Below are 18114 nucleotides of genomic sequence, written 5' to 3' on the forward strand. Positions count from 1 at the left end.
CTTCGGCGGGGATCGGGGCGCGGAGCCCCGACATCGATCCCTCAGACCGGGCGCTGCAGCTTGCAGGCGTCGAGCGCGCCGAGCGCCTTGGCGCGGGCGGAATCGTTGAAGTAGCCGGTGGTGCGGTAGGACTCGATCTCGGCCTCGTCGAGGCTGCGCAGGGTGCGGCTCGCGTAGCAGCCGCAGGGGCGCTCGAGCGAGGCCTCGGAGGCGCTGGTCATGCGGGCCTGGACGACCGCGCAGGCGCGGCGAACGCGGGCCTCGAGGTTGGCCTTCGGCGCGGTGCGCAGCGCCGGGTCGGGCTGGTACTGCTCGAAGGGCGCCGAGGAGCCGCCGGCGAGGGCCGCGGTGGCGCCGAGCGCCAGGAGGCCGGCAGCGAGCGTGAGGGACAGGCGGCGGATCATGGAGAACGTCCAGAGGCGGGTAAGCTTGACCGTGTCCTTGGACGCCTCGCCGGACTCATCGTCAATGGCGGCGCCGCCACACCGGCGGCCATTCGGTCGGGCAAGGCCGGCCGCGGAGGAATAGGCCGCCGGTGTAGCCCGGCGGCCCGAGATCCGGCCGTGCGGAGCCCGCGGCTCAGCCGACGATGTCGCCGTCCTGGAAGAACTGGGCGATCTCGGCCTTGGCGTTCTCGGCGCTGTCCGAGCCGTGCACGGTGTTCTCGCCGACCGACTCGGCGAAGAGCTTGCGGATGGTGCCGTCGGCGGCCTGCGCCGGGTTGGTCGCGCCCATCACTTCACGGTACTTGGCGACCGCGTTCTCGCCCTCGAGGACCTGCACCACGACGGGGCCGGAGGTCATGAACTCCACGAGCTCGCCGAAGAACGGGCGCTCCTTGTGGATCTCGTAGAACGTCTCCGCCTGCTGGCGGCTCATCTGGATGCGGCGCTGGCCGACGATCCGCAGGCCGGCCTTCTCGATCACGGCGTTGACGGCGCCGGTCAGGTTGCGCCGCGTGGCGTCGGGCTTCAGGATGGAGAAGGTGCGCTCGGTGGCCATGCTGGCGGTGTCCGTGTTTTCGAGGAAAGGGTTCGGCGGCTGATCCGTCGCGCGGAAGCCGCTGCGCCGCCGGGCTTATAGCGGGCCGCCCCACCCCTCTCAACCCGAGCGCGCGCAAGCGCGGCCATGGCTTCGCTGCAACAGGGTCGAAAAATCGCCCGAATGCGACCGCGTAATCGCTTGCAGACGTACCTCCCGCCCACGGCGCCCCCGCGCGCCAAGCCACGGAGACTTCCGCATGCGCCTCGCTCTCGGCACCACCGCCCTCCTGCTCGCCGGCCTCGGCACCGCCTCGGCGGAGGCGCCCAAGGATCCCAGCGGCACCTGGCTCACCGGTGACGGCCGCGCCAAGATCCGCATCGACCGCTGCGGCCCGGGCCAGAGCCTCGTCTGCGGCAAGGTGGTGTGGCTGAAGGTGCCGACCACCGAGGCGGGCAGCCCCCGCACCGATCTGAAGAATCCAGACCCGAAGAAGCGGGCCCGGCCGGTGATCGGCCTGCAGCTCATCGAGGGCCTGAAGCCGGACGAGGAGAAGTTCTCGGGCGAGCTCTACAACATCGAGGAGGGCAAGACCTATCAGGTCAGCCTGGAGCGCGAGAGCGCGCAGGAGCTCTCGGTCTCGGGCTGCCTGCTCAAGATCCTGTGCGGCTCGCAGACCTGGACGCGCGTGCCGGACGTGAACCAGCAGGCGGCGGTCGTCCCGCCCGAGGCGCCGGCCCCGAAGCCGGCCAAGCCCGCCGCGAAGGCGCCGAAGCCCGAGTAGGCCCCTCCCCGCGGACGGCCGCCTCAGATCGCGGCGAGCCCGCGCTGCACGGCGGGGCGGGCTAGCACGGTGTCGAGCCAGCGGCGGACGTTCGCGAAGCCCGAGAGGTCGATGCCCTGCTTGCCGTGGAACTTCGCCCAGGTGAGGGTGGCCACGTCGGCGATCGAGTAGGCGCCCGCGATGTACTCGCTTTTGGCGAGCTGTCCGTCGAGGACGCCGTAGAGGCGCCTGGCCTCCGCCTCGAACCGGTCGATCGCGTAGGGGATCTTCTCCTGCGCGTAGATCTTGAAATGGTGGGTCTGGCCCAGCATCGGCCCGAAGCCTCCGACCTGCCAGAACAGCCACTGATCGACCGCCACCCGCGCCCGCTCGTCCTTCGGGTAGAGGCAACCGGTCTTGCGGCCGAGATATTGCAGGATGGCGCCGGACTCGAACACCGTGATCGGCTCACCCCCGGGCCCGTCCGGGTCCACGATCGCCGGGATCTTGTTGTTGGGCGAGATCTTCAGGAACTCGGGCGCCATCTGCTCGCCCTTGCCGATATTGACCGGGATCACGCGGTAGGGCAGCCCGCACTCCTCCAGCATGATCGGGATCTTCCAGCCGTTCGGCGTGCTCCAAGTGTGGAGGTCGATGGGCTTGCCCTGGGCGGCGGCCATGGCGCGATGCTCCGGCTCGGTCTCGCCGGGCGCGGACGCCGGGCGAGCCTGTGAGGTTAAGGACGACGCCGTCGTCCGCAAGTCCGATCTGCCGGCCGGCGAGGCACCGTCCGCTACGGCCTAGCTAGCGCGGATCCTCCACCGCGCTCAAGCGTGTCCCGCTCCCGCAGGCCGCGAGACGGCGGCGCGTCTCCGTCAAGCGATGCCGGGGGCGCGCTCGTCCGGGGCCTTGCCCTGCCGACCGATTGGGTCTGAAATCCCATGGCCCGCCGCGGGCCGACTCGCGGTCGAACCTCCGGATCCGCTACGATGCTCCACCGCCTCCTCGTCGGCACTGCGCTCGCCCTGCCGCTCCTCGCCGCCGCGCCCCTCCCGGCCCAGGCGGCGCCGAAGGAGGCCGCCGAGACCGCCAAGCTCGAGACCGCCAAGCCCGCGAAGGAGCCGAGCGCCGGCCAGAGCGCGGCGCGCGCCCGGCAGAAGCAGTGCGGGACCGAGTGGCGCGCGCTCACCGATGCGCAGAAGGCCACGCAGGGGCCGAAATGGCCTCAGTTCTGGAGCAAGTGCAACAAGCGCCTGAAAGGCAACGACAAAGCCTGAGGCGATCAGCAACCGGGAGCCGACCCGCGGGTTCTGATCCGCGGGCGGTCGATGGCACGCGGGGTGCGATGAACGAGCGGCAGGCACTTCAGCGCGTGGTCGCGGCCGGCGCGGTGATCCCGTTCGCCGCCGGCCTCTACGGGGTGCTGTTCGGCGTGAACGGGCTCTCGTCCGGCGTCGAGAGCGTCTCGACGGACAGCCATTTCCGCTACCTCTCGGGTTTGCTCGCCGGCATCGGCATCCTGTTCTGGACCTGCGTGCCGGACATCGAGGCCAAGGGGCGCCTGTTCCGCTTCCTCACCCTCGTGGTGGGTCTGGGGGGCCTCGCGCGCCTGCTTGGGCTCTATCTCACCGGCATCCCGTCGCTGACCATGCTGGGCGCGCTCGGCGTGGAACTGGTCGTCACGCCGCTGCTCTGCCTCTGGCAGATGCGCGTGGCGACGAAGGCCCGGGACGCCGCCGCGTTGCCGGATCCCGGCGCCGATGTCTGAGGCCAGCGGCGCCGTGCCCGACCGGCTGATCGGCCGGTACCGCCGCCTCCTGCGGCATCTGGCCGTCGGGCCTTTCCGAGGGAGCTGAGAATGCGCACGGACCTTCAGATCGGAGGGGTCCTGATATCTCCCTTCGTCGCCTACGCGCTCGGCGCCTTCGCGATCCTCGTCCTCTTGCGCACGCTCTTCGCGCGGGTCCCCCTCGGCCGCTACGTGGCGAACCCGCCGCTGACGGAGGCCGGGATCTACGTCTGCATTCTCGCCCTGCTGGTGGTTCTGATCTGATGGCCGACGAGGACGACCCGAAGGCCGGCCGCTCGGCCGAGCAGGATGCCGGGCGGGACACCGGGCGCGCGGAGCCGGCCGCGGTCCGGGACGCGGGCGTTCCGCGGCACGGCCGGGTGCGCAAGCTCCTCCGGTTCGCCGCGACCGCCGCGATCCTGGCCGTGGCGCTCGCGGCTGCGGCCGTGGTCTGGCACATCTACGTCACGGCGCCCTGGACCCGGGACGGGCGCGTGCGCGTGCAGGTGGCCGCCGTCGCGCCCCAGGTCTCGGGCCAGATCGTCGCGCTGAAGGTTTCCGACAATCAGACGGTCAAGCGCGGCGATGTGCTCTACACGATCGACCCCTTCGATTTCGAGATCGCCGTGACGCAGGCCGAGGCCGAGGTGAGGAACCGCGAGGCCGACCTGCAGGTCAAGAACGCGGAGTCGGACCGCCGGCAGGCGCTGACCACCCTCTCGACATCCGTCGAGCAGAAGCAGCAATATGCCGGGACCGCCAAGATCGCCGAGGCCGCACTGGCGACCGCCAAGGCACATCTCTCCCAGGCTCGGATCAACCTCAAGCGCACGGAAGTGCGGGCGCCGGTCAACGGCCGCGTGACCAACCTGCTGCTGCGCGTGGGCGACTATGCCACCACCGGCACGGTCAACCTCCGGGTGATCGACACGGACACGTTCTGGATCGACGGCTACTTCGAGGAGACGAAGATGGCCAACATCCACGTGAACGACCCGGCCGAGATGCAGCTCATGGGCTTCGCGCCGGTCTTGAAGGGGACGGTGGAGAGCGTCACGCTCGGCATCGCCACCGCCAGCGCCGCACCGAGCACGCAGGGGCTGCCGGACGTCGATCCGGTCTTCACCTGGGTTCGCCTCGCTCAGCGCGTCCCGGTGCGCATCCGCATCGATCAGGTGCCGGAGGACGTGCCGCTGGTGGCCGGCATGACCGCGACCGTGATGGTCAACAACGGCGTCGGGACCCGTCCGGCGTGGTTCGCGGATCTGAGCCGCACGCTCACCGGCGTCCGTTGAATGCTCGCGTGGCCGAACACCTCGCCGGGCGCCGCGGCGCCGGCTTTTTGCACCGCAGCGCCCCTATGCCTAAGTCCTTGATCGCCTGCGCGTGCGCCGCGAAGGCGCCCGAGCGTGGCGAATACGTTTTGGCCAAGCCCCGATTTTCCGATTGACGTCTGTCGAATACGGTCGCAATCTCTCTGGGTGCTTCGGGAAGGGAAGCACAACCGTTCCGGATACGGCGCGCAAGGCGCGAATATCTGGCGCGACGATCCGTGAGCGAAGCTGAAGGAGACAGGAATGACTCCACCCCAGCAGAACGCCGTAACGACCACTCTCGGACCGGTCCGGCCGAGAGCCTAGCGGCAGATCGAGCGGACAACCCGGCGGAGGACGGCTCCAGGGGCGCAGAAGCGGCCGAACGGCGCGACTTCGAACACGCGAAATGCCCCACCTCAAGCCGTCTCCGGCGCGGTTCACTCCGGCAGTGCCGTGGAGATAATGACCATCGCGAAGGTGCCGAGCGCTCGCCGACAGCCCAGCAGGCTGCGTGCGGGCTGAACCCATGTGCGGTGAGATCCGACGTTCGGGACCGTAAAGGAAACGGGCCGCCCTCTCCCCGCAGGCGGGGAGAGGGGATACACGTCCCCGCGATGGGCCTCACGCGATTCCGAGCTTCGCCTTCAGCAGGGCGTTCACGGCCGCCGGGTTGGCCTTGCCGCCGGTGGCCTTCATGGTCTGGCCGACGAACCAGCCGAGCAGCGTCGGCTTCTCTCGCGCCTGCGCGACCTTGTCGGGGTTCTGGGCGATGATCTGGTCCACCGCCGCCTCGATCGCGCCGGTGTCGGTGACCTGCTTCATGCCGCGGGCCTCGACGACGGCACGCGGGTCGCCACCATCGGTCCAGACGATCTCGAACAGGTCCTTGGCGATCTTGCCCGAGATCGTGCCCTCGCCGATCAGGTCGATGATGCTGCCCAGCTGGTCCGCCGAGACCGGGCTCTGGTCGATGCCGAGCCCCTCCTTGTTGAGGCGCCCGAACAGCTCGTTGATCACCCAGTTCGCCGCGGCCTTGCCGTCGCGGCCCTTGGCCACCGCCTCGTAGAAGTCGGCGGACGCCCGCTCGGCCACCAGCACGCCCGCGTCGTAGGGCGAGAGGCCGAAATCGGCCACGAAGCGCGCCTTCTTGGCGTCGGGCAGCTCCGGCAGGCCGGCCGCGAGCCCGTCCACGAAGTCCTGGCTGAACTCCAGCGGCAGGAGGTCCGGGTCGGGGAAGTAGCGGTAATCGTGCGCCTCTTCCTTCGAGCGCATCGAGCGGGTCTCGCCCCGGCCCGGGTCGAACAGGCGGGTCTCCTGCACGATCGCGCCCCCGTCCTCGAGGATCGCGATCTGGCGGCGCGCCTCGGTCTCGATGGCCTGGCCGATGAAGCGGATCGAGTTGACGTTCTTGATCTCGCAGCGGGTGCCGAGCGGCTCACCGGGGCGGCGCACCGAGACGTTCACGTCGGCGCGGAGATTCCCCTTCTCCATGTCGCCGTCGCAGGTGCCGAGATAGCGCAGGATGGTGCGCAGCTTCGTCACGTAGGCCTTGGCCTCCTCGGACGAGCGCAGATCGGGTCGCGAGACGATCTCCATCAGGGCGACGCCCGAGCGGTTGAGATCGACGAAGCTCAGGTTCGGCGCCTGGTCGTGCAGCGACTTGCCGGCATCCTGCTCAAGGTGCAGGCGCTCGATGCCGACCGTGATCGACTCGCCCTCGGGCAGATCGACCAGCACCTCGCCCTCGCCGACGATCGGGTCCTTGTACTGCGAGATCTGGTAGCCCTGCGGCAGGTCCGGGTAGAAGTAGTTCTTCCGGTCGAACACCGAGCGCAGGTTGATCCTGGCCTTCAGCCCGAGGCCGGTGCGCACCGCCTGCGCCACGCACTCCTCGTTGATCACCGGCAGCATGCCGGGCATGGCCGCGTCGACGAGCGAGACGTGGGCGTTGGGCTCGGCACCGAAGGCGGTCGAGGCGCCGGAGAACAGCTTGGAGCGGCTGGTGATCTGGGCGTGGATCTCCATGCCGATCACGACCTCCCAGTCGTGCAGGCCGCCCTTGATCAGCTTCTTCGGGTTCACGGGTGCGTTCATGGTCGTCCGGGCCGATCCTCGGGGAGGGTCGCGGGGTGGGCGGGGGGCAAAGCCCCTCGCGCCGTGGCGAGAGTTAGGGGTGGGTGCCCGCGCGGGTCAAGCGCGGGGCCGGAGCGCGCGGCGCGCGGCGTATCCGAGGATCGCCCAGAGGAGCGCCGCGATCGTCCGCACGGGGAAGAAGGTCGGCCCGTCGTGGCTGACGGGGGCCGGCCACGGGATGCCGACCGCGCCGATCGCCCAGGAGGCCAGCACCGAGACGGCGAGCGCGATGATCGCCGCGATGAAGACCTTGCCGAACTGGCTCGCGGTCCAGCCGAGATAGAGCGCCAGCAGAACGAGGATCGGGTCGAGCCCGGCCCAGATCCAGACGGTCCAGGGATAATAGGGGACGCTCATGCCCACCAGGGCTTCGGCAGGCTGACCCGGCCGGCCGCGTCCTCGATCACTTGGCTCGCGGCGAACAGCGTCTCCTCGTCGAAGGGGCGGCCGATCAGCTGCAGGCCGAGCGGCAGCCCTTGCGCGTCGAGCCCCGCCGGCACCGAGATGCCGGGGAGCCCCGCCATGTTCACCGTCACGGTGAAGACGTCGTTGAGGTACATCTCGACCGGGTCGGCCGAAGCCTTCTCGCCCACGCCGAAGGCGGCGGACGGGGTCGCGGGGGTGAGGATCGCGTCGACGCCGGCCGCGTAGGCTTGCTCGAAGTCGCGCTTGATCAGGGTGCGGATCTTCTGGGCGCGCACGTAGTAGGCGTCGTAGTAGCCCGCCGACAGCACGTAGGTGCCGATCATGATGCGGCGCTTCACCTCGCGGCCGAAGCCCGCCGCGCGGGTCTTCTCGTACAGGCCCACGATGTCGCTCGCCGGCACGCGCAGGCCGTAGCGCACGCCGTCGTAGCGGGCGAGGTTCGAGGAGGCCTCGGCAGGCGCCACGATGTAGTAGGCCGGCAGCGCGTACTGCGTGTGCGGCAGCGAGATCTCCCGGATGGTGGCGCCGGCCTCCTTCAGCCACGCCGCGCCCTGGTCCCAGAGCCGCTGGATTTCCGCCGGCATGCCATCGACCCGGTATTCACGGGGAATGCCGATGGTCAGGCCCTTCACGCCGCGCGAGACCGCCGCCTCGAAATCCGGCACGGGCAGGTCGGCGCAGGTGGTGTCGCGCGCGTCCGAGCCGGACATGGAGCCCAAGAGGATCGCGCAGTCGCGCACCGTGCGGGCGATCGGGCCGGCCTGGTCGAGCGAGGAGGCGAAGGCCACCGTGCCCCAGCGCGAGCAGCGGCCGTAGGTCGGCTTGATGCCGACGGTGCCCGTGAAGGCCGCGGGCTGGCGGATCGAGCCGCCCGTATCGGTCGCGGTGGCCCCGAGGCAGAGATGCGCGGCGACCGCCGCCGCCGAGCCGCCCGAGGAGCCGCCCGGCACGATGGCCGCCTCCGAGCCGTTGCGGCGCCAGGGCGAGATCACGGTGCCGTAGGCGCTAGTCTCGTTCGAGGAGCCCATGGCGAACTCGTCGAGGTTGAGCTTGCCCAGCATCACCGCGCCGTCGCGCCAGAGGTTGGCCGAGACGGCCGACTCGTAGTGCGGGGTGAAGGTCTCCAGGATCTTCGAGCCCGCGGTGGTCCGGGTGCCCTCGGTGCAGAACAGGTCCTTGATGCCGAGCGGCAGGCCTTCGAGCGGGCGGGCCTCGCCGGCCGCGATCCTCGCGTCGGAGGCGTCGGCCATCCCGAGGGCCCGCTCGGGCGTCTCCAAGATGTAGGCGTTGAGGGGCCGCGCCCGCTCGACCGCCGCGACATGGGCCTGGGTCAGTTCGCGGGCTGAGAAGCGCTTGGCCTTCAGGCCGTCGCGCGCCTCGGCGAGGGAGAGTTCGTTGAGTTCGCTCACGGGATCCGTCCTCACGTCCGCCCTGCGGCGGCGGGGCCTGCCCGGCGTCGCGGCCGGGCGCTCAAGCATGGGGGCGCGGTCCGCCCTACTCGACCACCTTCGGGACGAGGAAGTAGTTGTCCTCGGTCTCGGGGGCGTTGGCGACGACGTCCGCGGCGCGCTCGCCGTCCGTGACCACGTCGGCCCGCTTCTTCATCGCCATCGGGGTGACCGAGGTCATCGGCTCGACGCCCGAGACGTCCACCGTGCCGAGTTGCTCGACGAACGCCAGGATCGCGTTGAGCTCGCCCTGCAGCGGCGCGACCTCCTCGTCCGAGACCGCGATGCGCGCCAGATGCGCGATGCGCCTGACCGTCTGTGCGTCGACCGACATGCCTACCCGTTCCGTGCCCGCGGGCTCCCGCGAAAAGTCCGCCGGGCTATAGCATCGGGCTTCGCGGCGCCGCAACGCGGCCAGGCGGCAGCCGAGCGCGAGCCGCCCTCGTTCCGGGTTCGCCCGCGGCGCCCCGGACGTGCGGAGCGGACGCGTCAGGGCCGGTCCGGACCTGACCGGCCGTCGCTCAGGTCACCACATGGTTGGGCGTGGTGCTGACATCGACGACGACGCCGCGCTTCACCGGGTTGAAGTGCGCCTGGCCCAGGCCGAAGACGAGGATCTCGAAGGCGAGCAGCAGCATCAGCCGGTGCTTGCGCGGGAGCGTGCCCGGCGGGAGCGTGCCCGGACTGCGGCGGGCGGGGCGGGACGAGGTCGCGACGAGGGTCAAGCGCGGGGCCTCCGGAAGCGTTAACGAGACGTTAACGTACCTATGCCGGAACCGTGCCAGCCTGCGCCACGTCGAACTGCGCGCAGGGTTAACGGCTGTGGACGGACCGGGGATGGAGGATCGGATGTGGGCTGAGGTCTTCGCGGAGCTGCGCCAGGGTTGTCCGTCGGACGAGGCCGAGATCGCGCGGGCGGAGCGTGAGCTCGGCTTCTCGCTGCCCGAATCCTACCGGAGCTTCTGCCGGGCGTGCGGGGCCGGGCTCGCGGGCGGCCGCGTGCGGGTGGCCACGCCCCTGCCCTACCCGGCCGCCGACCTCGTCGTGCGCGCCGAGCTGATCGCCCACAGCATCCAGGCGGCGATCGGCCTGCTCGATACGCCGCCCGCCCTCGCGGTCGAGGGCGACGATCCGGGCGTGCTCGACCGGGCCTGCTTCTTCGGCGAGACCGACGACGGCCACTTCCTGTTCTGGGACGTCGCGGGCGAGCCCGAATACGACATCTGGCTTCTGGCGCCCGACCTCGAGACGGTGCGCTTCGGGGGCGAGAGCCTGGATGCCCTGTTCCGGCGCCTGCAGGGCGCGGGCGTGCGCACCGTCCTCGGCGAGGCGGCCGAGCCCCTGCCCGCCGTGTTCGAGGGGATCGAGGCGGCGGTGCTGGCGCGCGGGGCCGAAGCCTCGTAAGGCCGGCACATGGTCAGCCCGGATACCCGCCAGGACGCTCGAACCGACGACATCGCCGCCTTCGCCGAGGCGTCCCGCGGCGGCGCGCGCCTGATCGGCGTCGATCTCGGCACGAAGACGATCGGGCTCGCCCTCTCCGACGTGCAGCGCCGCATCGCCTCGCCGCTGGAGACGATCCGCCGGGTGAAGTTCACGCCGGATGCCGGGCGTCTGCGCGACCTCTGCCTGAAGCACGCGGTCGGCGGCCTCGTCTTCGGCCTTCCGCTCAACATGGACGGCTCGGAGGGGCCGCGGGTGCAATCGACCCGGGCCTTCGTGCGCAACCTGAAACCGATCCTCGACCTGCCGGTCCTGTTCCACGACGAGCGCCTCTCGACCGCGGTCGTCACGCGCGCGCTGATCGAGGCCGACGCCTCACGGGCCAAGCGCGCGCAGCTCGTGGACAAGCTCGCCGCCGCCTACATCCTGCAGGGCGCCCTCGACATGATGCAGGCGCGGGAGCCGGACGCGGGCGACCGGTTCCCGGTCTTCTCCTAGCGGGCGAGGCGGCGCGGGGCCCGAGCTGATCGCCCGGACGCCGCCTCACTCCCGTGCGGCGGAGCGCTCCCGGCGGCCTTCATCCTCGCCGAACGCCGTCCTGCGCCACTGGGGCGGGCAGATCATCCGGCCCTCGTAGCCGTCGAAACCGCCGCTGTAGGTGAAGCGGTTCAGGGCGGCGTAGCGCGCCCGCTCCGGCGCGGTATCGGTGCGGAAGCCCGCGCTGTAGGGCGTCCGTCCCCGGCGCTGCATCCCGGGCCCCTCGCCCGAGCACGGCTTCGACATCCCGGCCCTCCTCACGCACGACGCTCTTCTCCGGGATCAATATCCGATCGCGCGGCCGCGTTGCATCCTAGCGCCTGTTCGATCGGTTTCGAAGACCGCGCGTTCTCCCGTCATGCCGGTCCGGCACGCGATCCCGCCGGCAAGCCGCGCAGGATTGCCGGTGCCGAGCCGCCCGTCGACCGCGCGATCCCCTGCCTCGTGTGGACCCATTGCCCGCGCGTCAGCCTTCACCGGATCAGGGAGACCGTCCCGCTGCCGTGGCGCTCGATGCGGCCGTCGAGTTCCAGTTCGAGGAGCAGCGTCTGGACCATGCGCACGCCGAGGCCGGTGGCGCGGGCGAGCGCGTCGGTTCCGACCGGGCTCGGGCTCAGGGCGCCGACCAGCCGGGCGCGGGGATCGGCCGTCTCCTCCGGTTCGGGCGCCTCCAAGCGGGGGGCCGGCACCGGCACGGTGATCCCGTCGAGATCGATCTCGTCCCAGAAGACCGGCTGGTCGGCGAGGTCGGGGGCGTCCCGGGCCTCCGGCACGCTGCCGCCGACGAGCGGCGCGAGCACGGCGAGGACGTGATCGACCTCGGCCACCAGGGTCGCGCCCTGGCGGATCAGGTCGTTGGTGCCCTCCGCCCGCGGGTCGAGCGGCGAGCCCGGCACCGCGAAGACTTCCCGGCCCTGCTCCAGGGCGAAGCGGGCGGTGATCAGCGAGCCGGAGCGGCGCGCGGCCTCGATCACGACGGTGCCGTAGGCGAGACCCGAGATGATGCGGTTGCGCCGGGGGAAGTCGCGGCCCCGCGGCTCCCAGCCCATCGGCATCTCGGCGACGACGGTCCCACCCGCGCCGACGATCTCGTCCACCAGCCCGGCATGGTTGGCCGGGTAGATCCGGTCGTGCCCGCCGGCCAGCACCGCCACCGCGCCGGTGCCGAGCGACGCCCGATGGGCGCGGGCGTCGATGCCGCGGGCGAGCCCCGAGACGACGCTCAGCCCGGCCTCGCCGAGTCCGCGGGCGAGCCGCTCGGTGAAGGCGCCACCGAGCGCCGAGGCGTTGCGCGAGCCGACGATCGCGACGGCCGGCGCGGCGAGCGCGTCGGCACGGCCCCGGATCGCGAGGAGCGGCGGAGCACTGTCGGTGACCTGAAGGAGCCGCGGGTACTCCGCCTCGCCGGTGGCGGCGAGCCGGGCTCCCAGACGGGCGGCGGCCGCGATCTCCTCCTCGGCCTGCGTCCGCGAGGGCGGCGTCACGGGTCGGCCCTGGCGCCGGGTGAGCGCGGGCAGCGCGTCGAGGGCGCCGGCCGCGCCGCCGTATCGGTTGACCAGGGTGCGGAAGGTGCGCGGGCCGACGCCCTCGGTGCGGATCAGCCGGAGCCAGTCGATGCGCTGGGCGTCTGTGAGCTGCATGGAGCGAGTTCCGGACCACAATCCTAGGAACCCTATCATGGCGCTTGGTGCGCGTTCAGCCCTTCTGCCCGATCCGTCCCTCGGTGCCGTCGAGCAGCCGCCGGATGTTGGGGGCGTGCTTCCACCAGAGCAGCAGGCCGAGCAGGCCGAAGAGCAGCGCCTCCGCGGGGCGGCCGAGCGCCCAGAGCACGAGCGGCGTCGTCGCCGAGGCCGCCAGCGCCGCGAGCGACGAGTAGCGGAGTGCGAAGGCGAGGCCGAGCCAGATGGCCGCGAAGGCGAGCAGCGCCAGCGGGCTGAAGGCCAGCAGCACGCCGATGAAGGTCGCCACGCCCTTGCCGCCCCGGAAGCCGAGCCAGACCGGGAAGAGATGGCCGAGGAACGCCCCGAGCCCGGCGGCCAGCGCCGCGGCCTCGCCGAACCGCGCCGCGACCAGCACCGCGGCGGTGCCTTTCAGCGCGTCGCCGAGCAGCGTCGCGGCGGCGAGCCCCTTGCGGCCGGTGCGCAGGACGTTGGTCGCGCCGATATTGCCCGAGCCGATCGCCCGCACGTCGCCGAGCCCGGCGAACTTGGTCAGGATCAGCCCGAACGGGATCGAGCCCAGCGCGTAGCCGAGCACGAGGCAGGCGGCGACCGCCGGGGTCGCGAGGTCGAGGTTCGCGATCACGCCGCCACCGCGATCTCGGGGAGGCGATGCACGACGCGCCCGCCGACCAAGGTCAGCGCGGCCGCGCCCTGCAGGCGGGCCTCGTCGAAGGGCGAGTTCTTCGAGCGGGATTTGAGCTGCCGCTTGTCGAGGACGTAGGGCAGGTCGGGGTCGATCAGCACGAGGTCGGCCGGGGCCCCGGCAGTGAGGCGCCCCGCCTCGCGCCCGAGGATCTTCGCCGGCGCCGCGGTCAGGGCCTGGATCAGGCGCGGCAGGCCGATGTCACCGGTGTGGACGAGGCGCATCGCGGCACCGAGCAGCGTCTCGATGCCGAGCGCGCCGTCGGCGGCCTCCGCGAAGGGCAGGCGCTTGGTCTCCACGTCCTGCGGGTTGTGGTCCGAGACCACGGCGTCGATCACGCCCTCCTTGAGGGCCTCCACAACGGCCTGCCGGTCGCTCTCGTGCCGCAGCGGCGGCGCGAGCCGGCAGAAGGTGCGGTAATGCCCGATGTCGTTCTCGTTGAGCACGAGGTTGTTCACCGAGACGCCGCAGGTGACGGGCAGCCCGGCCTCCTTGGCCCGCCGCACGATCTCGACCGAGTCGGCGCAGGAGATCATCGCCGCGTGGTAGCGGGCGCCGGTGAGGCGCACGAGGCGGATGTCGCGCTCCAGCATCACGGTCTCGGCCTCGCGCGGGATGCCCGCGAGCCCGAGCCGCGAGGCGAACTCGCCCTCGTTCATCACGCCCTCGCCGACGAGGTCGGGCTCCTCGACGTGCTGCATGATCAGCGCGCCGAAATCGCGGGCGTAGGTGAGCGCCCGCCGCATCACCTGGGCGTTCGTCACCGCCTTGAGCCCGTCCGTGAATGCGACGGCGCCGGCCTCCTGCAGCAGGCCGAACTCGGTCATCTCGCGCCCCGCGAGGCCTTTCGTGACGGCGGCTGCCGGCAGGACGGTGACGCAGGCCGTGTCGCGGGCGCGGCGCAGCACGAAATCGACGATGGCCGGCCCGTCGATCACCGGGTTGGTGTCGGGCATGCAGACCAGCGTCGTGACGCCGCCGGCCGCGGCCGCCGCGCTCGCCGAGGCCAGGGTCTCGCGGTGCTCCGCGCCCGGCTCGCCCACGAAGGCGCGCATGTCGATGAGGCCGGGCGCCAGCACGTTGCCGCCGCAGTCGATCCGTTCCGCGCCCTCCGGCGCCCCGGGTGCGGCGCCGTGCGCGATGTCGGCGATGCGGCCCTCGCGGACGAGGACGGAGCCGGGCGTCTCCTGGCCGGTGGCCGGGTCGAGGAGGCGGGCGTTGGAGAGCAGGAGCGGACGGAGGGACATCGGCATCATCCGTTCGGCAGGTGGCTCGCGAGCGCTTCGAGCACCGCCATGCGCACGGCGACGCCCATCTCGACCTGCTCGCGGATCAGCGACTGCGCGCCGTCGGCGATGTCGGAGGCGATCTCGACGCCGCGGTTCATCGGTCCGGGATGCATCACCAGCGCGTCGGGCCGGGCCAGCGCCAGCTTGTCGCCGTCGAGGCCGTAATAGCGGAAATACTCCTTCACGGAGGGCACGAAGGAGCCGTTCATGCGCTCGCGCTGCAGGCGCAGCATCATGACGATGTCGCAGTCCCTGAGCCCCTCGCGCATGTCGGTGAACACCTCGACGCCGAAGCGCGCGATGCCGGAGGGCAGCAGCGAGGTCGGGCCGATCACCCGCACCCGGGCGCCGAGCGCCTGCAGGCTGATGATGTTCGAGCGGGCGACGCGGGAATGCAGGACGTCGCCGCAGATCGCGACTTGGAGCCCCTCGATCCGGCCCTTGTTGCGGCGGATGGTCAGCGCGTCGAGGAGCGCCTGGGTCGGATGCTCGTGGGCGCCATCGCCCGCGTTCACCACCGAGCAATCGACCTTGCGGGCGAGCAGATGCACGGCGCCCGCCGACTGGTGGCGCACCACGATGATGTCGGGTCGCATCGCGTTCAGGGTCGCGGCGGTGTCGATCAGCGTCTCGCCCTTCTTCACCGAGGAGGAGGCGACCGACATGTTCATCACGTCGGCGCCGAGCCGCTTGCCGGCGAGCTCGAACGAGGATTGCGTTCGCGTCGAGGGCTCGAAGAACAGGTTGATCTGCGTGCGGCCCCGCAGGACGTTGCGCTTCTTCTCGACCTGCCGGGAGACGTCGACGGCGGCGTCCGCCCGGTCGAGCAGGCCCTCGATCTCGGGGCGCGTCAGCCCCTCGATGCCGAGGAGATGGCGGTGGGGGAAGCTCGGGGGCGCGACTTGGGTCATGTCGGGGGCCGGTGATAGGTCGCCGCGCCGGACCGGGCAAGGGCGACGCGGGCAGTCCCGGGCCTTCCGCACGGCTTCCCGCCCAGCGTTTCGGTCCTCGCCTTGCCGCGCCCGCCCGGCGACCCACTTCGCCGGGGCCGACCGCATCAGGCGCGCCCCGAGGATCCCCATGATCGACCAGACCCTTCGCGACGCGCTCCTCGCGGTGAGCCCGGCGAGCCTCGCGCGTGCTCTCGCCCGGCGCGGCGTTCGGGCTCACGCTTTCTCGGGGTTGGAGGTGCGCGCCTCGACCCCGGTCGCCGGGCCGGCCCACACCCTGCGGCTGATCCCGGCCCGGGACGAGGCGGCGGGCGACCTCGCCTCCGCGATCGGTCGGGTGCCGGAGGGCGCCGTGCTGGTGATCGATGCCGCGGGCGGCGGCGGCCCCCTGCCCTTTGGCCCGATCCTGGCCGCCGGGCTGGCGCGGGCTGGGGTCGCGGGACTCGTCACCGATGCGGGCGTGCCCGACGACCTTGCCCTGCCTGCCTGGGGACGGGACCTCGGCCGGAACCCGGGATCCGTCGGCCTTGCGCTGGCGGGGGCGGGCGATGCGATCGCCTGCGCGGGCGCGGCGGTGCATCCGGGCGACATCGTGGTGGCCGGGCCGGACGGGGCCGTGGTCGTGCCGGCCGCCATCGCCGAGGCGGTGGCGCTCGAGGCGGTCGAGCAGCAGCGGCTCGATCTCTGGCTTCTCAGGGAGGCCGAGCGGGGCGCCGGCCTCGCCGCCCTGCTGCCGCCGGACGCGGAGACCCGCGCCCGCTTCGAGGCCGAGACGAAGACGGTTTGAGCGGGCGATGTTCTTTCCCGCCTCGAAGCTCGGCTTCTTCCTCTTCACCCCGTCGAACTTCCTGATCCTCTGCGTGCTGGCGGGCGCCGCGCTCTTCGGCCTCGGCTGGCGCGGGACAGGGGGCTCCCTCGTCGTCCTTGCCGGGATCGGGCTGGCGCTCGGCGGGCTCTCGCCGCTCCCCGCCCTCGCGATGCTGCCGCTGGAGGAACGCTTCCCGCGCTTCGAGGACGACGGGGAGCCCGTCACCGGCATCGTCGTGCTCGGCGGCGGGATCGAGACGCGCATCGCCACCGCGCGCGGCCAGTTCGTGGGCAACGACGCGGACGAGCGCCAGACCTACATGGCGGCGCTCGCCCGGCGCTACCCGCAGGCGCGCCTCGTCTTCTCGGGCGGCGGCGCCAACCTGCGGGCCGGCGTCGACAGCGAGGCCGACATCATCAGCCGCTACGCCGACACGCTCGGCCTGCCGCGCTCGCGGCTGATCCTGGAAGGCCGCTCGCGCAACACCCACGAGAACGCCCGCTTCACCGCCGAACTGGTGCAGCCGAAGCCCGAGGAGCGCTGGCTCCTCGTCACCTCCGGGTGGCACATGCCGCGCGCGGTCGGCTGCTTCCGGCAGGCGGGATTCCGCGTCACCGCCTTCCCGGTCGATTACCGCACCGGCGGCTGGGGCGACCTCTTCCGCCCGGTCGGCTTCGCCTCGGACGGGCTGTTCCAGCTCGACCTCGCCGTGAAGGAGTGGATCGGCCTCGCGGTCTACCGGCTCGCCGGCTACACCTCCGGCTGGCTGCCGGGACCCGACGACGCCTCCCCGCCCGCGGGGCCGAGCCGGTAGACGCCGCGGAAATCGTCCGGATCGACCGGCCGCCCCTTCCGCAGGATCGTGATCCGGCCGGCCTTGGCGAGCCGCACGGCGATGCGCCGTACCGGCTGCATCAGCCGGCCCCAGCCGTCCGGGTGCGGGCCGCCGAGCGCGCGGGCGACCTCGGAGGGGCAGACCGTCTTGCCCGGCCCCCGCCCGTCCACGAGGTCGAGCAGCGTCGTCTCGATCAGGGCCTCGTCCACCGTTCGGCCGGGCTTCCTGTCCGGATTCTGCTCGGGTCCGCTCATCGCACGCTCTCCTTCAGCACCTCGTCCTCCTCCAGCAACGCGCTTCGGATCTCCGAGGCGAACTGGCGGCGCCACATCACCAGCACCGCCGCGGTCGTGCTGAGCATCAAGAGGTAGGGGCTGACGAACCAGCCCAGATAGGCCAGCGCGAACAGGAAGGCGCGCTGGCCGCGGGCGAACTGATGCCCGGCGGCGATGTTCATCGCGGCGGCGCGGCGGGCCGCGCGCAGCATCGCGACCTCGTCCGCGCCCGAACCCTTCGGCGGCACCGCCCCGATCAGGATGGAGCCGTAGTTGAACAGCCGGTAGGCCCAGGTGAACTTGAAAAAGGCGTAGACGAAGACCACTGCCAGCCCCGCCACCTTGATCTCCCAGGTGAGCCGGGTGGCGGCGCCGCCGAGCGCCAGGGCGCCGAACAGGTTGAGCACGTCGTCGCCCGAGCGCGAGAGCGTGAGCACGCCGCCCAGCGCGATCAACGAGGTCGAGGCGAAGAAGGCCGTGCCGTTCTGCAGCGAGGCGTTGATCGTGGTGTCGACCACGCGGTTGTCGCGCTGGATCATCTGGCGGGCCCAGGTCTCGCGTTGCCGGTTCATGATCTGGGAGAGCGAGACCATCCGGCCGCGCAGGCGCCCGACCGAGAGCGCGTAACCGGTCCAGGCGACGACGAAGAACAGGAGTGCGCCGAGGTCGAGCGGCGAGAGCGCCGCCGCGGCGGTCTTCAGGTCGGTCATGGTCTGCCGGAGATCGTTGACGCCGGGCCATACCAGCCCGGCCGTGC

General features: G+C 71.8%; 24 protein-coding genes. 9 read left to right on the forward strand and 15 right to left on the reverse strand.

Features of this window, described 5'->3' with window-relative positions; all coding sequences use genetic code 11:
• Positions 1 to 41 precede the first annotated feature (41 nt).
• Together MFF56_RS16955 and ndk are read right to left on the reverse strand one after the other, a co-directional pair.
• Positions 42 to 404, reverse strand: a complete 363-nt coding sequence (locus MFF56_RS16955; protein WP_066927873.1) for a hypothetical protein — start codon at positions 402 to 404, stop codon at positions 42 to 44.
• A 175-nt stretch (positions 405 to 579) separates the two neighbouring features.
• Positions 580 to 1002, reverse strand: coding sequence for a nucleoside-diphosphate kinase (gene ndk / locus MFF56_RS16960; protein WP_066927871.1), 423 nt, complete (start codon positions 1000 to 1002; stop codon positions 580 to 582).
• Between the two features lie 238 nt (positions 1003 to 1240).
• Here ndk and MFF56_RS16965 point away from each other — a divergent pair, with 238 nt between their 5' ends.
• Positions 1241 to 1765, forward strand: coding sequence for a DUF2147 domain-containing protein (locus MFF56_RS16965; RefSeq protein WP_066927869.1), 525 nt, complete (start codon positions 1241 to 1243; stop codon positions 1763 to 1765).
• A 23-nt stretch (positions 1766 to 1788) separates the two neighbouring features.
• On the opposite strand, the gene MFF56_RS16970 is transcribed toward MFF56_RS16965, so the two are convergent.
• Positions 1789 to 2424, reverse strand: a complete 636-nt coding sequence (locus tag MFF56_RS16970) for a glutathione S-transferase N-terminal domain-containing protein (RefSeq protein ID WP_066927867.1) — start codon at positions 2422 to 2424, stop codon at positions 1789 to 1791.
• Between the two features lie 309 nt (positions 2425 to 2733).
• On the opposite strand from MFF56_RS16970, the gene MFF56_RS16975 reads away from it, so the two are divergent.
• The 4 genes from MFF56_RS16975 (at position 2734) to MFF56_RS16990 (ending at position 4828) form a co-directional block, all read left to right on the forward strand.
• Positions 2734 to 3021, forward strand: coding sequence for a hypothetical protein (locus tag MFF56_RS16975; RefSeq protein WP_066927866.1), 288 nt, complete (start codon positions 2734 to 2736; stop codon positions 3019 to 3021).
• Positions 3022 to 3089: 68 nt separating this feature from the next.
• Positions 3090 to 3512 (forward strand): DUF4345 domain-containing protein, encoded by a 423-nt coding sequence (locus tag MFF56_RS16980; protein ID WP_066927864.1) that lies wholly within the window; start codon positions 3090 to 3092, stop codon positions 3510 to 3512.
• A 90-nt stretch (positions 3513 to 3602) separates the two neighbouring features.
• Complete coding sequence (locus MFF56_RS16985; RefSeq protein ID WP_066927862.1) at positions 3603 to 3797, forward strand: DUF1656 domain-containing protein; 195 nt, start codon at positions 3603 to 3605, stop codon at positions 3795 to 3797.
• Positions 3797 to 4828: an efflux RND transporter periplasmic adaptor subunit gene (locus MFF56_RS16990; RefSeq protein ID WP_066927860.1), complete on the forward strand. Its 1032-nt coding sequence runs from the start codon at positions 3797 to 3799 to the stop codon at positions 4826 to 4828. The genes MFF56_RS16985 and MFF56_RS16990 overlap by 1 nt, the downstream gene beginning before the upstream one ends.
• A gap of 642 nt (positions 4829 to 5470) precedes the next feature.
• On the opposite strand, the gene gatB is transcribed toward MFF56_RS16990, so the two are convergent.
• The 5 genes from gatB to MFF56_RS17015 form a co-directional block, all read right to left on the reverse strand.
• Positions 5471 to 6943 (reverse strand): Asp-tRNA(Asn)/Glu-tRNA(Gln) amidotransferase subunit GatB, encoded by a 1473-nt coding sequence (gatB, locus tag MFF56_RS16995; RefSeq protein WP_066927858.1) that lies wholly within the window; start codon positions 6941 to 6943, stop codon positions 5471 to 5473.
• Between the two features lie 96 nt (positions 6944 to 7039).
• Positions 7040 to 7339 carry a hypothetical protein gene (locus MFF56_RS17000; RefSeq protein ID WP_066924961.1) on the reverse strand — a complete coding sequence of 100 codons (300 nt, stop codon included), beginning with the start codon at positions 7337 to 7339 and terminating at the stop codon, positions 7040 to 7042.
• On the reverse strand, positions 7336 to 8817 hold the full coding sequence (gene gatA, locus MFF56_RS17005; protein ID WP_197430684.1) for an Asp-tRNA(Asn)/Glu-tRNA(Gln) amidotransferase subunit GatA: 1482 nt from the start codon (positions 8815 to 8817) through the stop codon (positions 7336 to 7338). The genes MFF56_RS17000 and gatA overlap by 4 nt, the downstream gene beginning before the upstream one ends.
• An 85-nt stretch (positions 8818 to 8902) precedes the next feature.
• Entirely contained in the window at positions 8903 to 9190 is a 288-nt protein-coding gene (gatC, locus tag MFF56_RS17010; protein WP_066924941.1) for an Asp-tRNA(Asn)/Glu-tRNA(Gln) amidotransferase subunit GatC, read from the reverse strand.
• Positions 9191 to 9377: 187 nt separating this feature from the next.
• A complete protein-coding gene (locus MFF56_RS17015) occupies positions 9378 to 9581 on the reverse strand; it encodes a hypothetical protein (protein ID WP_066924943.1) in 204 nt (67 codons plus the stop codon).
• Between the two features lie 124 nt (positions 9582 to 9705).
• On the opposite strand from MFF56_RS17015, the gene MFF56_RS17020 reads away from it, so the two are divergent.
• Both MFF56_RS17020 and ruvX read left to right on the forward strand, forming a co-directional pair.
• Positions 9706 to 10260: an SMI1/KNR4 family protein gene (locus MFF56_RS17020; RefSeq protein ID WP_238230443.1), complete on the forward strand. Its 555-nt coding sequence runs from the start codon at positions 9706 to 9708 to the stop codon at positions 10258 to 10260.
• Between the two features lie 9 nt (positions 10261 to 10269).
• Positions 10270 to 10797 (forward strand): Holliday junction resolvase RuvX, encoded by a 528-nt coding sequence (gene ruvX / locus MFF56_RS17025; RefSeq protein ID WP_066924946.1) that lies wholly within the window; start codon positions 10270 to 10272, stop codon positions 10795 to 10797.
• A 45-nt stretch (positions 10798 to 10842) separates the two neighbouring features.
• Here ruvX and MFF56_RS17030 read toward each other — a convergent pair whose 3' ends face one another.
• The 5 genes from MFF56_RS17030 to MFF56_RS17050 form a co-directional block, all read right to left on the reverse strand.
• The gene (locus tag MFF56_RS17030) at positions 10843 to 11082 is read right to left on the reverse strand and encodes a hypothetical protein (protein WP_066924948.1); all 240 of its coding nucleotides are present in this window, start codon (positions 11080 to 11082) and stop codon (positions 10843 to 10845) included.
• A gap of 227 nt (positions 11083 to 11309) precedes the next feature.
• A complete protein-coding gene (dprA, locus tag MFF56_RS17035; protein ID WP_066924950.1) occupies positions 11310 to 12476 on the reverse strand; it encodes a DNA-processing protein DprA in 1167 nt (388 codons plus the stop codon).
• Positions 12477 to 12531: 55 nt separating this feature from the next.
• Positions 12532 to 13140, reverse strand: coding sequence for a glycerol-3-phosphate 1-O-acyltransferase PlsY (gene plsY / locus MFF56_RS17040; protein ID WP_066924952.1), 609 nt, complete (start codon positions 13138 to 13140; stop codon positions 12532 to 12534).
• On the reverse strand, positions 13137 to 14447 hold the full coding sequence (locus MFF56_RS17045) for a dihydroorotase (protein WP_066924962.1): 1311 nt from the start codon (positions 14445 to 14447) through the stop codon (positions 13137 to 13139). Before MFF56_RS17045 ends, plsY begins: the two co-directional genes overlap by 4 nt.
• 5 nt (positions 14448 to 14452) lie before the next feature.
• Positions 14453 to 15400, reverse strand: coding sequence for an aspartate carbamoyltransferase catalytic subunit (locus MFF56_RS17050; protein WP_066924954.1), 948 nt, complete (start codon positions 15398 to 15400; stop codon positions 14453 to 14455).
• Between the two features lie 169 nt (positions 15401 to 15569).
• Here MFF56_RS17050 and MFF56_RS17055 point away from each other — a divergent pair, with 169 nt between their 5' ends.
• Both MFF56_RS17055 and MFF56_RS17060 read left to right on the forward strand, forming a co-directional pair.
• Positions 15570 to 16226 (forward strand): RraA family protein, encoded by a 657-nt coding sequence (locus tag MFF56_RS17055; RefSeq protein ID WP_066924957.1) that lies wholly within the window; start codon positions 15570 to 15572, stop codon positions 16224 to 16226.
• A 7-nt stretch (positions 16227 to 16233) separates the two neighbouring features.
• Positions 16234 to 17061: a YdcF family protein gene (locus MFF56_RS17060; protein ID WP_238230445.1), complete on the forward strand. Its 828-nt coding sequence runs from the start codon at positions 16234 to 16236 to the stop codon at positions 17059 to 17061.
• Here MFF56_RS17060 and MFF56_RS17065 read toward each other — a convergent pair.
• Together MFF56_RS17065 and MFF56_RS17070 are read right to left on the reverse strand one after the other, a co-directional pair.
• Positions 16998 to 17336: a DUF3253 domain-containing protein gene (locus MFF56_RS17065; RefSeq protein WP_238230447.1), complete on the reverse strand. Its 339-nt coding sequence runs from the start codon at positions 17334 to 17336 to the stop codon at positions 16998 to 17000. The two genes, MFF56_RS17060 and MFF56_RS17065, sit on opposite strands and share 64 nt — an antisense overlap.
• Positions 17333 to 18067, reverse strand: a complete 735-nt coding sequence (locus tag MFF56_RS17070; protein WP_066922383.1) for a DUF599 domain-containing protein — start codon at positions 18065 to 18067, stop codon at positions 17333 to 17335. Before MFF56_RS17070 ends, MFF56_RS17065 begins: the two co-directional genes overlap by 4 nt.
• Between the last annotated feature and the right edge of the window lie 47 nt (positions 18068 to 18114).

The organism is Methylobacterium hispanicum, from assembly GCF_022179285.1.
Lineage (GTDB): Bacteria > Pseudomonadota > Alphaproteobacteria > Rhizobiales > Beijerinckiaceae > Methylobacterium > Methylobacterium hispanicum.

Bases quoted from the DNA above. Each gene is read 5' to 3' on its own strand.
- MFF56_RS16955 (WP_066927873.1), bottom strand. From the start codon at position 404: ATGATCCGCCGCCTGTCCCTCACGCTCGCTGCCGGCCTCCTGGCGCTC.
- ndk (WP_066927871.1), bottom strand. From the start codon at position 1,002: ATGGCCACCGAGCGCACCTTCTCCATCCTGAAGCCCGACGCCACGCGG.
- MFF56_RS16965 (WP_066927869.1), top strand. From the start codon at position 1,241: ATGCGCCTCGCTCTCGGCACCACCGCCCTCCTGCTCGCCGGCCTCGGC.
- MFF56_RS16970 (WP_066927867.1), bottom strand. From the start codon at position 2,424: ATGGCCGCCGCCCAGGGCAAGCCCATCGACCTCCACACTTGGAGCACG.
- MFF56_RS16975 (WP_066927866.1), top strand. From the start codon at position 2,734: ATGCTCCACCGCCTCCTCGTCGGCACTGCGCTCGCCCTGCCGCTCCTC.
- MFF56_RS16980 (WP_066927864.1), top strand. From the start codon at position 3,090: ATGAACGAGCGGCAGGCACTTCAGCGCGTGGTCGCGGCCGGCGCGGTG.
- MFF56_RS16985 (WP_066927862.1), top strand. From the start codon at position 3,603: ATGCGCACGGACCTTCAGATCGGAGGGGTCCTGATATCTCCCTTCGTC.
- MFF56_RS16990 (WP_066927860.1), top strand. From the start codon at position 3,797: ATGGCCGACGAGGACGACCCGAAGGCCGGCCGCTCGGCCGAGCAGGAT.
- gatB (WP_066927858.1), bottom strand. From the start codon at position 6,943: ATGAACGCACCCGTGAACCCGAAGAAGCTGATCAAGGGCGGCCTGCAC.
- MFF56_RS17000 (WP_066924961.1), bottom strand. From the start codon at position 7,339: ATGAGCGTCCCCTATTATCCCTGGACCGTCTGGATCTGGGCCGGGCTC.
- gatC (WP_066924941.1), bottom strand. From the start codon at position 9,190: ATGTCGGTCGACGCACAGACGGTCAGGCGCATCGCGCATCTGGCGCGC.
- MFF56_RS17020 (WP_238230443.1), top strand. From the start codon at position 9,706: ATGTGGGCTGAGGTCTTCGCGGAGCTGCGCCAGGGTTGTCCGTCGGAC.
- ruvX (WP_066924946.1), top strand. From the start codon at position 10,270: ATGGTCAGCCCGGATACCCGCCAGGACGCTCGAACCGACGACATCGCC.
- MFF56_RS17030 (WP_066924948.1), bottom strand. From the start codon at position 11,082: ATGTCGAAGCCGTGCTCGGGCGAGGGGCCCGGGATGCAGCGCCGGGGA.
- dprA (WP_066924950.1), bottom strand. From the start codon at position 12,476: ATGCAGCTCACAGACGCCCAGCGCATCGACTGGCTCCGGCTGATCCGC.
- MFF56_RS17045 (WP_066924962.1), bottom strand. From the start codon at position 14,447: ATGTCCCTCCGTCCGCTCCTGCTCTCCAACGCCCGCCTCCTCGACCCG.
- MFF56_RS17050 (WP_066924954.1), bottom strand. From the start codon at position 15,400: ATGACCCAAGTCGCGCCCCCGAGCTTCCCCCACCGCCATCTCCTCGGC.
- MFF56_RS17055 (WP_066924957.1), top strand. From the start codon at position 15,570: ATGATCGACCAGACCCTTCGCGACGCGCTCCTCGCGGTGAGCCCGGCG.
- MFF56_RS17060 (WP_238230445.1), top strand. From the start codon at position 16,234: ATGTTCTTTCCCGCCTCGAAGCTCGGCTTCTTCCTCTTCACCCCGTCG.
- MFF56_RS17065 (WP_238230447.1), bottom strand. From the start codon at position 17,336: ATGAGCGGACCCGAGCAGAATCCGGACAGGAAGCCCGGCCGAACGGTG.
- MFF56_RS17070 (WP_066922383.1), bottom strand. From the start codon at position 18,067: ATGACCGACCTGAAGACCGCCGCGGCGGCGCTCTCGCCGCTCGACCTC.